This is a genomic window from Nocardioides gilvus (genome assembly GCF_003194605.1).
In the GTDB taxonomy this organism is placed as follows: Bacteria; Actinomycetota; Actinomycetes; order Propionibacteriales; family Nocardioidaceae; genus Nocardioides; species Nocardioides gilvus.
This window is the reverse complement of record NZ_QHKY01000001.1, coordinates 1,090,383-1,099,855: the sequence shown is the minus strand read 5'-3', so window position 1 is coordinate 1,099,855 and position 9,473 is coordinate 1,090,383. Positions and strand designations below refer to the sequence as shown.

7 protein-coding genes are annotated in these 9,473 nt (G+C 64.7%); 2 read left to right on the top strand and 5 right to left on the bottom strand.

Going from position 1 to position 9,473, the window contains the following annotated elements; translation table 11 throughout:
- Positions 1-104: 104 nt before the first annotated feature.
- The 3 genes from DNK52_RS05350 to DNK52_RS05335 form a co-directional block, all read right to left on the bottom strand.
- Positions 105-1,184: a PDDEXK family nuclease gene (locus DNK52_RS05350; protein WP_110239876.1), complete on the bottom strand. Its 1,080-nt coding sequence runs from the start codon at positions 1,182-1,184 to the stop codon at positions 105-107.
- The gene (locus DNK52_RS05345; RefSeq protein ID WP_162598626.1) at positions 1,153-1,776 is read right to left on the bottom strand and encodes a hypothetical protein; all 624 of its coding nucleotides are present in this window, start codon (positions 1,774-1,776) and stop codon (positions 1,153-1,155) included. The genes DNK52_RS05350 and DNK52_RS05345 overlap by 32 nt, the downstream gene beginning before the upstream one ends.
- Before the next feature lie 863 nt (positions 1,777-2,639).
- Positions 2,640-2,993 (bottom strand): DUF2750 domain-containing protein, encoded by a 354-nt coding sequence (locus DNK52_RS05335; RefSeq protein ID WP_110239873.1) that lies wholly within the window; start codon positions 2,991-2,993, stop codon positions 2,640-2,642.
- 86 nt (positions 2,994-3,079) lie between these two features.
- On the opposite strand from DNK52_RS05335, the gene DNK52_RS05330 reads away from it, so the two are divergent.
- Positions 3,080-3,841, top strand: a complete 762-nt coding sequence (locus tag DNK52_RS05330; RefSeq protein WP_110239872.1) for a hypothetical protein — start codon at positions 3,080-3,082, stop codon at positions 3,839-3,841.
- A gap of 313 nt (positions 3,842-4,154) precedes the next feature.
- Here the strand turns inward: DNK52_RS05330 and DNK52_RS05325 are convergent, their stop codons facing one another.
- Together DNK52_RS05325 and DNK52_RS05320 are read right to left on the bottom strand one after the other, a co-directional pair.
- Complete coding sequence (locus tag DNK52_RS05325; protein ID WP_162598625.1) at positions 4,155-4,415, bottom strand: hypothetical protein; 261 nt, start codon at positions 4,413-4,415, stop codon at positions 4,155-4,157.
- Between the two features lie 88 nt (positions 4,416-4,503).
- Positions 4,504-5,418: a hypothetical protein gene (locus tag DNK52_RS05320; protein WP_110239870.1), complete on the bottom strand. Its 915-nt coding sequence runs from the start codon at positions 5,416-5,418 to the stop codon at positions 4,504-4,506.
- Between the two features lie 327 nt (positions 5,419-5,745).
- Here DNK52_RS05320 and DNK52_RS05315 point away from each other — a divergent pair, with 327 nt between their 5' ends.
- A complete protein-coding gene (locus DNK52_RS05315; RefSeq protein ID WP_162598624.1) occupies positions 5,746-9,429 on the top strand; it encodes an SIR2 family protein in 3,684 nt (1,227 codons plus the stop codon).
- Positions 9,430-9,473: the final 44 nt, after the last annotated feature.

The following is a 9,473-nucleotide window of genomic DNA, read 5'->3' as shown; positions in this document are numbered from 1 at the left end:
CGGTTCCTGGCGACGCGGACCACGTCGTCGCGGAACTCCTTGGGGTACGGCTTCGTCACGGGGACATCCTTCCAGCCCAACCATCTGGTTAGGCCGCTCGGTTGTCACCTATCCGTGCAGCAGTCCCCCTTGGCTGCCGTGGGATCGAAGGTTGCGAGCATCACGGTGACGGCGATGACCGAGGGCGCGAAGAGGTCACCGACCGGGCGGGCTGTGCCAGGCTGCTCGGCGATGGCGTGCAACGTCTCCTCAAACCGGGTCGCCGCGTCGAGGTCTCCTACCTCCCGTGCCAGCACCAGTCCGAGGGCGAGGGCTTCCGCCACCCGGCAGCAGATCACCGGGTACGTCAGCAAGGCCAACTGGCCCACGGTGGAGCGTACGAAGTCGAGCGGATCCTTCAGCAAGGGCTCGGTCTGGTCGCAGATCTGCAAAGCCAGCCCGAGAACCAACCGCTGCGCCGCCGACTTCGCGTCACCGGAGGCAGCAGGATCGCACTCGGTCGCGCGGACGAGCTGGAGCCCGACGCTCATCGCGAGGTCGAGCCGCTTGGTCCGCAGCAACGCATTGACGAGGATCGCGGCCTCAACCGACGCGCGCGGGGCGGTGCCCGTCGGCGCGAGCCAGCGCCGCGTGTACATCTCGATGCGCCGGTCCGTGACCCCACCGTCCCGCACCGACGTCAGCATCCCCATCAGATCGGCCTGTACCTCGTCTCCGGCCACGCCAACTATCGGGTCGTCGCACAGCCACTCAACGAGGTCGGGCCTCTCCCAGATCTCCAGGTCTGCGAGGCTCCTGGCCTCCACCGACTTGCGGTACTCGGTGACGTCGGCCGGGGCTGCGCCCTTCAAGCGGCCTGTCGTGACCAGCACCGCGACGCGCGGGAGGTCGGGGTCGAAGGACGGGTGCCCGATGGTGTTGTACTCGCACTCCTCCAACTGCGGGCGGACCGCGCGCCACTCCGGCTGGCCGATGTCCCCGGCCTTGGATTGGATGACGTACTGCCGTGTCTCGCCCGAATCTGGGTCGATCTTCTTGGCCAGGACGTCCTTCCCGAACTCGAAGGCGCCGTGGATGAAGTGCATGTCGGTGAAGCCGCGAGCGTGTAGGAGGGCCAGCAGAGGGCCGTCGAACTCGCGCTCGGTGAGAGTGTCAAGGAAGGTCCCGACGACGTCGCGAAGCAAGCCACTCCTCCTTTCGTCGTTCCAGGATCGCGTCGAGTCGCGCTTCCTGTTCGGGCGTGGGTTGCTTGTCGCGCAACTTCTCGGCCTGGTCCGGGTGCATGACGATCGTGAGGTTCGGGCGACCCTCGTCGTCGAAGGTCATCTCGATCGTCTCCAAGGTCTCGGCGACCACGTCGAAGAAGTCACGGCCTCCGGCGTCGATGGTGTTGCCGTACTCCTCGGTCACAGCGGAGATGTGCTCCAGCATGCCGCGGACCATCTGCCCGCCCATCGAGTCAGCAAGCGTGAACAGGTCTGTCAGGAACTGGTCCCGGTTGAAGGCCGCCACGTCCTCGATCGACACCGTCCAAACATGCTGTACCGCCATCGGGCGGTAGAGCGACGACGCTTCGTCCGGGAGAGGAGTGCCCTCTGTCTGCGGTGGTGGCCCCTCGGCCAGTTCCTCGCGAGTGACCTGCGCAAGCAGAGGGTGGAGCGCGCGAGCCATCTCCCGCGAAGCGTCACTGAACCAGCGCACCCCGCCGATCTCGTACTCGCGCGGCATGACCCACGGCTCTCCCGGACGTTCGTCCGGAGCATCCTTGCTGCCCATGTCGCCCATCTTGTCCCACGCCTCCGACAATCCTCAGGAATCAGGCTCGTGACGAGGTGCCATATCGGGCGGCGAAGCACCCGAATTCGTTCTCGCTGTTGCCGGCGTACCTGGTGTGGTGCGTCATTCTGGGCGCTGCGCAGCAGCTCGGATACGCCGGTCCAACGGGGTACTCGCGGGGAAGTGAGCGCGTTTGAGGCACGTGCCCACCGCCCGACGTAGGAGTCCTTGACACGGTCACCTGAGTATCAGGGCTCTGACGTGCGGCCAGATGCCCTGTGAGGCTGAGGGAATGAGTCGAACCGTAAGCCTTCTCTTCGTTCTCGCGATGTTCCTGCTCCCGTTCGGATGGCTACTCGGCGTTGTGGACGAGTATGGGATCGAGCAGCAACCTTCGATCAGTTCTGCCATATGTCCTCCCGGGCGCGCTCTAGCGGGAGCAGCCATCGGTCTCATCGCGGGCTTGATGGCGAATCGCGGCCGCCCCCTGCCGGGCAGGGTCTTCCTTGGCATGGTCCTGGTGGCGGGGCTCAGTTCCTGGGGACTTCTGTATGTCGCGGTCGGCATCAATTCCACGTCTGGCAACGGCATCGAACTGAACTGGGCCCTCGGGACGGTTTGGTCCTGGCTATTGGCGTTCGCGGCCTTCTTCATCACAGCTTGGATCGTGCAACGAGGGTTTCTGTCCCGCCGGTGGCCGCGGCCGGACCCATCGGCCTAAGCGGCGTGCAACCACCTGCACGCAGCCGGGACCTTGGGATCCTTGGGGACATGGCTCCGTCTGTGCTCATTAGAGAATCCGAACGTCCGACTCGCGGGGGATAGACGCGGGTTCCCGATGCCCGCATCGAGGAGCTTCCGGGCTAGAGCGTCTTGCGCGCCGCTATGTTGCGCTCCACGTCCTCGGCTGGCAGGTCGAAGCCAGTAGCGCGGTCACCTGACCAGTTGAGACCAACACGAATTCCGTCTCGTCGAAGCCCAGGCAGCCACCGCGCGCGCCACTCGCCCAGCGGCAGCCCGACGACCTCACAACTCGCATACGCCGGAACCGTCGCAATGATGCCTTCGGCTCGACTTCGCAGGGACCAAAAGGGCATGGCGCGACCTTGCGGCGTGTCAGGCGCCGGGAATCCGTTGGCGTCTCGGATTCCCCACACAGTGGAGTGCTCGACCACTTCGCGGTAGAAGACGTCGGCCTGGGCTGCGCTCACACTCATGCTTTCGATTGTCCCCCATGGACATCGGCAGATCTTGCGTCCTGCTCGCGGGGGTATGACGCCGGCGAAACCGGCATGCTTGTCCCGTGAGTGACGATCTGATCGACAAGTTGTACGGGTGGCTCGAGGACAGCGGGCGCGCCCTCGAACTCCGCGCCGCGAGGTCCCTCGCGGGCACTCCTGGCTCCAGGCTGGTCCTGCCCGCTTACCCGTACGAGGACGGGGTGACGAAGAAGCAGCGTGAGGGCGACGTCATGGCACTTTTTGGAGGCCCGAACCTGTCAAGAACGCTCAGCACCTCCTTCCGGCTTGCTGTCGAGTGCAAGTCCGGGAGCGACAAGCCGTGGATCGCCTTCTATGACCAGCGCCGGCACACGCACCCTGACAGACTCAAGGACTGGTGGCTCCCGTGCGGGACGGACTGGACCGAGGATCTGCGTGTCAAGGTCGTCGGGGCGTTCGAATGGGAGAATGGTTTGCTCGCTGACCGGCTGGCCACGCACGCGGTGTCCGCGCTCGGGAAAGAGTCCGTCAACAGCGCTCAAGATGCCGTCATGCAGGCGATGAGCTTCGCTCGGGCGATCGCGGAAAAAGGGACGCTGAGCATGGCTGGTGACAACACCGGCGCGGTCCTGGGTGGCGTCATGCCCGTGGTGGTGACCCAAGCGCCGCTGTTCGAATGCGAGTTGGGCCAGGACGGCGAGCCGATCCTAACCCCCGTGGAGCGGTTTGATGTTTCTGTCCAGTTCGCCAAGTCGCCGCGACGGCGCGTCTACGTCGTGTCCGAGGAGGGGCTCGCCAAGCTTGCGGGGTCCTTGGGGCGCGCCTTGGAACGCATCACTGGCTGAGGTCGCCAAGTCCCCCTCCTAGTCCGCCTGCTCGGCGCCTGCGTGACCCGGAAGTGCACGGGCAGACGGAGGCGAGAGACAACGCACTCCTACAGATGCACCTTCCGCCGGATTCGGCCCCTCGTCCGCGCACTAGGTCAATCACAGAACGCCGTAGTTCGGCTTAGGAGGGCGCCACTGAGGATGCCGACAGGCGGGGAAGTGACGCTTGCCCCAAGTTCGTCGGGTGTGACCGGGGAGGTGATACGGATGGCAACGCCCACCCGGGTCCTGAGGCAGTTCATCTCTCGAGGCATGCGCCACCTCCGCCGCTTCAACTCACATCAGTGAAGTCTGGGTTGATGCCGTGGTGGTGAATGGAACTCAGCTCCTGGCTGATCGATAGAAGGGCAAGGACCTGAGCGCGGGCAATCTTCTGGTCATCCGTCAGATCGTGGGGGCTGGTCGCGATCTGGTTCAGGGTGTCGTACGCCAAACTGAAGCAGTGCATTTTCGTGATCTCTCTGTTCCAGAGTGCCGGCACCCTGCCGACGCCTCCAGCCTGCCCGAGACCACTGACAGTTTGGTCAAGCAACAGTTCCGACCTGAGCGGCGGAGGGGCAGACGCCGCGAAGTGCATCAGGTTCTGTTGTCCCACACCATGCAGCAGTCCCGGGCTTAGGTCAGAACGGGTGCGTGACTTGAGGAGTTGCGCGGCCTGGGTCGGCGAATTGCTCGTCGGAGAGCGGAGGGTGACCAACCCCGTAGTCAGCATCGTCAAAGACGTCGAAACCTCCGGGTGCCGCTGAGTTGGCGACGAACCGATAGGTCGGGCTCACGAGGACACAGGCGGGAATGATGAAGTGCTTGACGAACGGGAGGGATTCGTCCTCGCGCTTTACGTACGAACGCCCAATCGGCCCGGTGAAATAGTGCGACGAGCTTTCCATGGGTGAGAACACTCGGTTAACGATGTCAGAGATGCGCATGACGGCGGCGAGTGCTGCCTCTCGTGCGTTGCCGCTGTCCAGGTCTGAGCGGTAGTGCACCGCTGCGTGCCGTTGCTGCATGAGTTGCCGATACTCCGTGGCAACTTCCTGATCGAAGACGCCCCAGCCGGTCAGCGCGCGGATGCACTTGTCCCACTTGTCGATGGACTGCTGCGTAGCGATGTACTTCGTCGCCTCGTGATCCGGATAGTCGCCGCGCAGCCGCAGAACGAGTTGATTCAAGATTCGCTCACCAAGGCCACAAGCACCGAGGAGAGCGGGGTAGTAGCAGGTCGCTGTGAAAGCGGCGCGGACCTCGCTGAGGTAGGTGTTGTGCAGGGCGACGACGGACCACGGGGCCGCGCCGAGATCGGTGAAATTCTGGATCTTCTCTGCGTGGATATGAGCACCGAAGGTGTGAATGAGGATCTCTCGTACGGCTTGCTGATTGGCTTGCCATTGTTCCTTGATCGAGTCCTCCCAATCGTCTTCGATCACTGTCGACAGCAGGTTGGCCCTGGTATCGAATGAGAAGGCTGTGGGCGTGAAGCGACGAGAGTCATCACCCGAACCGCGTTTTTGCCCGACCTCCACTTTGACTGTCTGCATGAGGAAAGTGTTGCAGCCGAAGGCGAGAACACCAGTCTGGCTGGCAACGCCGGGTTCGCGACCGCGTGGGTCACCAGTTCTACTCACTCGTGCGGGCACGCCTTCGCATCCTCGACACCGAAGCGCGAGCGGTCTCGTTGGCCTCCCTTGGGCTTGGGACGTCTGAGGAGACAGTCTGAACTCGCGCCTGACCTCGTAACCGCGGCAGGAGAAGTTGGGTGCCCGCTGATCGTCCGATGCGTATGTCCGCATCGCGGCGTTATGGCATCCCTTTGGACGCGAGGCCGCGGAAGCGCTGACGACAGTCCAGCGTCGACGCAGATCAATGTGACAGCCGATCCGCGCTGCACCCCGGTCCGTCATAACCGAACTGCGATTCTGCAAGCACTACGCCAAGGCCAGCCTTCGTCGGCCGTCGCCCGCTACCTTGCCTTCATGTGGTTTCGCGACGTCGAGGTGCCAGACGAACTGGTGGAGGCAGCGACGGAGGGCAAACTCGTGCTCTTCATCGGGGCGGGGGCATCTCGCGACAAGCCGTCGTGCCTTCCTGACTTCGCGCATCTGGTGCGCGACGTGGGCGCCCTTGCCAACAGCGCGCCAACGGATCGTGACCTGGAGCGACCCGATGTGTTCCTGGGTGACCTTGCAGACCTCGAGATTGACGTTCACACGCTGGTCGCGAGGGCGATCAACAAGCCCGATAGCCAGCCGAACCGCCTCCACGAAGCGATTATCGATCTGGCACGTGCACACCCCAATCCCCGGGTGGTCACCACCAACTACGACCTACATCTCGAACGAGCCAGCCGCAGCAAAGGGCTGGATTTCGACGTCTATCGCGCGCCCGCGCTTCCGGTCGGCGACGACTTCACCGGCATCGTCCACCTGCACGGGGCCTTGGACCAACCCCCTCGCAGACTGGTGGTGACCGACGAAGATTTCGGTCACGCCTACCTGCTTGAGGCATGGGCGGCCCGGTTCCTCGACCGCATGTTCGCGGCCTTCTCCGTTGCTTTCATCGGCTACAGCCACGGCGATATCGTGATGCAGTACCTGGCGCGCTCCCTGGGCCGCGAGGGGCGACGTTTCGTCTTCTCGCATGATGCCGACAGTCGCGAGTGGCGGAGGCTCGGGCTCCGTCCCGTGCACTACCCGGTTGACGGCTCGTCCCACCTAGCGTTGGTCGACGGGCTCGAGCGCTGGGCCGAACTCACCTCGTGGGGACGACTCGCTCATCGGCACCGTATCGCCGAATTGGTCGGCAACGGCCCACCCACCATCCCCGAGGAGGTCTCGTCCCTCGAGCAGGTCCTCGGTCATCCGGAACGGGTTGGCCATTTCACCGAGCAGGCTCGTGGGTCGGACTGGTTGTTGTGGGTTGCGAACCGCCCCGAGTTCAACCGGCTGTTCGATCCAACAACCTCCTCCGACGCAGACCGGAGGGTCACGCAGGCACTCACAACCTGGGTGGCCGACCAGTACGTCATGAACGAACAGGAGTCACCTACCGCTCTTCGCCTCTTTCGCAGTCGGCCGTGGAGCCCCGGCGTGTGGGACACCGTGGCGCACCGGCTGTTCGCCCAGGAGCGACGCGTCCCGGACTGGCAGGTGCCGTGGCTCGTACTCGTTCTGCATCGCGCTCCAGCCGAACACGGCGATCTGCTCGACATGCTCCTCTGCAAGGAGTCATGGCAGGAGCGCCCCGACCTCGCGCTCATGCTGCTGGAGCACCGCACGCGGCCACTGCCCCGGTCCGGTCTGGACTTCGGGCCCTCGAGTGACGCGCCTCGGTTCGAGGTGGCTTTCGTGGGCGACGACCACTGGCTTGATGAGGCATGGAAGAAGGTCTTTGTCCCGCTACTGCCTCAGCACGCACCGGAACTGCTGGACCTGGCGGTGCGCCAACTGCGCGACGCGCACCGGCTCGCCGGAGCACTCCAGCTAGGGTTCGACGCTCTGTCCTTTGGCCGCTCAGCGATCGAACCACACCCCCAGGACGAGTTCCGCGAGGTAGCCGACGTGCTGATCGATGCAGCTCGCGACAGCCTCGAACACCTACTCCACGCGTCGCCACAAGAGGGGGCTGCTGCGGCGGTCGAACGGCTCGCTCGCGCACGCGAGCCAATCCTTCGCCGCCTCGCCGTGCACGCATGGCGCCTGCGCGAGGACCGGTCTCCCGACGAGAAACTGCGCTGGATCCTCGACGAGAACCTGCTCTACGACCTCGACCTCCAGCACGAGATCTACATGCTCCTGGGGGACACCGTCGCGCTTGCATCAGTCGTGGCAGTCGGGGCCGTGTTGGATCGCGCGAAGGACGGGCCACAGGACGGAGGGGAACACTCGCCGTACGTTCCATACAACCTGCTGGCCTGGCTCCACAGCGCCGCACCGGAGAACGCCACCATCGCCGAGGAGTTCACAAAGCTGCAGGAACGGAATCCTCAGTTCGCGACTCGCGAGCACCCGGATCTAAACGTCACGATGACTTCGGGGTTCGTGGAAGACGCGGAACCGTTCTCCCGAGATGAGCTCCATGAGCTCATCGAGTCAAGCCCCGGCGAGGCGTACGCGGCCATCCGGTCGTATGCGACCGCCGACGAGTTCCGGCTCGCGGGCCCGACCTGGACCGGAGCGCTGAACGCCCTGCGCGGGTGCGTGACCCACTACCCAAGCGACGGGATCCGACTGGCGGACGTGCTGGCGCCAGAGGACAGCGACGTCCGCAACGCACTCGTTCGCGCATGGAGCGCGGCGAACATGTCAAGCGCACCGGAGCGGGCCAGCGGCGTGGAGCCCCTCGAGGAGAACCGACCGTGCCCCAATGCTGTCACGCCCGAAGACGTGCTCACGGTGATCGCGTCCTGGCCGATGGATGCAGTGAGGTCCGCAGTGGCCAACATGTTCGCCCGCGGCGGCACCGCCGACCACCCGACGGCATGGCACACGCTGATGCCCGCACGCCGTCTGGCTATTGACCTCTGGCCCACCACGCAGGTCACGGGCAACGTCGTGGGCAGCGAGGACCACTACTTCGAGGCAATCAACCATCCGGCCGGCGACCTAGCTCAGTTCTGGATGAAGGTGGTTGCCCACGAGTGGCGGGCGCACACCGACACCTGGTCCGGTTTGCCCGACGAGCTGCGGGCAGAGCTCGACCGGATGGTCCAGGACCAGTCCCGCAACGGGCTCCTCGCCCGGCTCCTGCTGTCAACGAGACTCCGCTTCTTCACCGGAGCGGATCATGCATGGGCGAAGTCTCGCCTTATGCCACTGTTCTCGTGGGACCAGGACACCTCCGAGGTACGCGAGATCTGGCGGTCCTTCGTGCACTATGGCCAGTACGACGAACAGATCCTCGCCGACGGATTCCTTGACGCGATGTTGGCGACGATGCGACGGGCGAACGACCTCGGCGACGACAAATCCATCGCTCAGCTCGGCCGCCAGCTCGCGACCGTAGCCCTGAAGTCCTCGCTGGAGCCAAAGGGCTGGTTGCCCACACTCACGACTGATGCGCCCGCCGTCCTCCAGTTGGCTTGGATCGGGTCCGTGGGCCGCCACCTACGTGGCATGGACCCGAAGGAGGCCTCCGCCCAGTGGAGCCGGTGGATCAGGGAGTACTGGACCGGACGAATCGACTCCCTACCCCGACCCTTGACCAAGGACGAAGCCTCGGCCATGGCTTTGTGGGTGCTGGGACTACCTGATGACCGGCTGGCGGCGGTCGAACTCATGGAACGCACCGACGCCGGCCTGGTGAAGAACGACCGCGTGCTGACGCACCTCACCGGTTCTCGCCGCGAGCACCAAGATCTGACCCACGACCCCGAGACCTGGGCGCGCTACCTGGTTCACCTTCTGCGGGGCACTACGGATCCGCCCTGGGCGCTCGACCGCTATCTGCGCGAGATCGTCGGGGTACTGCGGCCATCAGTGCCTACGCCGCTGCTCGCTGATCTCATTGAAGAGGCCATGCGGTTGGGCTGCACCGACGCGGGCGACTGGTGATAGCCCTATCTGGGTGTAACGACGCGGTCGAATGACGCTCCTTG

Coding starts and splice junctions, on each gene's coding strand:
- DNK52_RS05345 (WP_162598626.1), bottom strand. CDS start 1,776: ATGGGCAGCAAGGATGCTCCGGACGAACGTCCGGGAGAGCCGTGGGTC.
- DNK52_RS05335 (WP_110239873.1), bottom strand. CDS start 2,993: ATGAGTGTGAGCGCAGCCCAGGCCGACGTCTTCTACCGCGAAGTGGTC.
- DNK52_RS05320 (WP_110239870.1), bottom strand. CDS start 5,418: ATGCAGACAGTCAAAGTGGAGGTCGGGCAAAAACGCGGTTCGGGTGAT.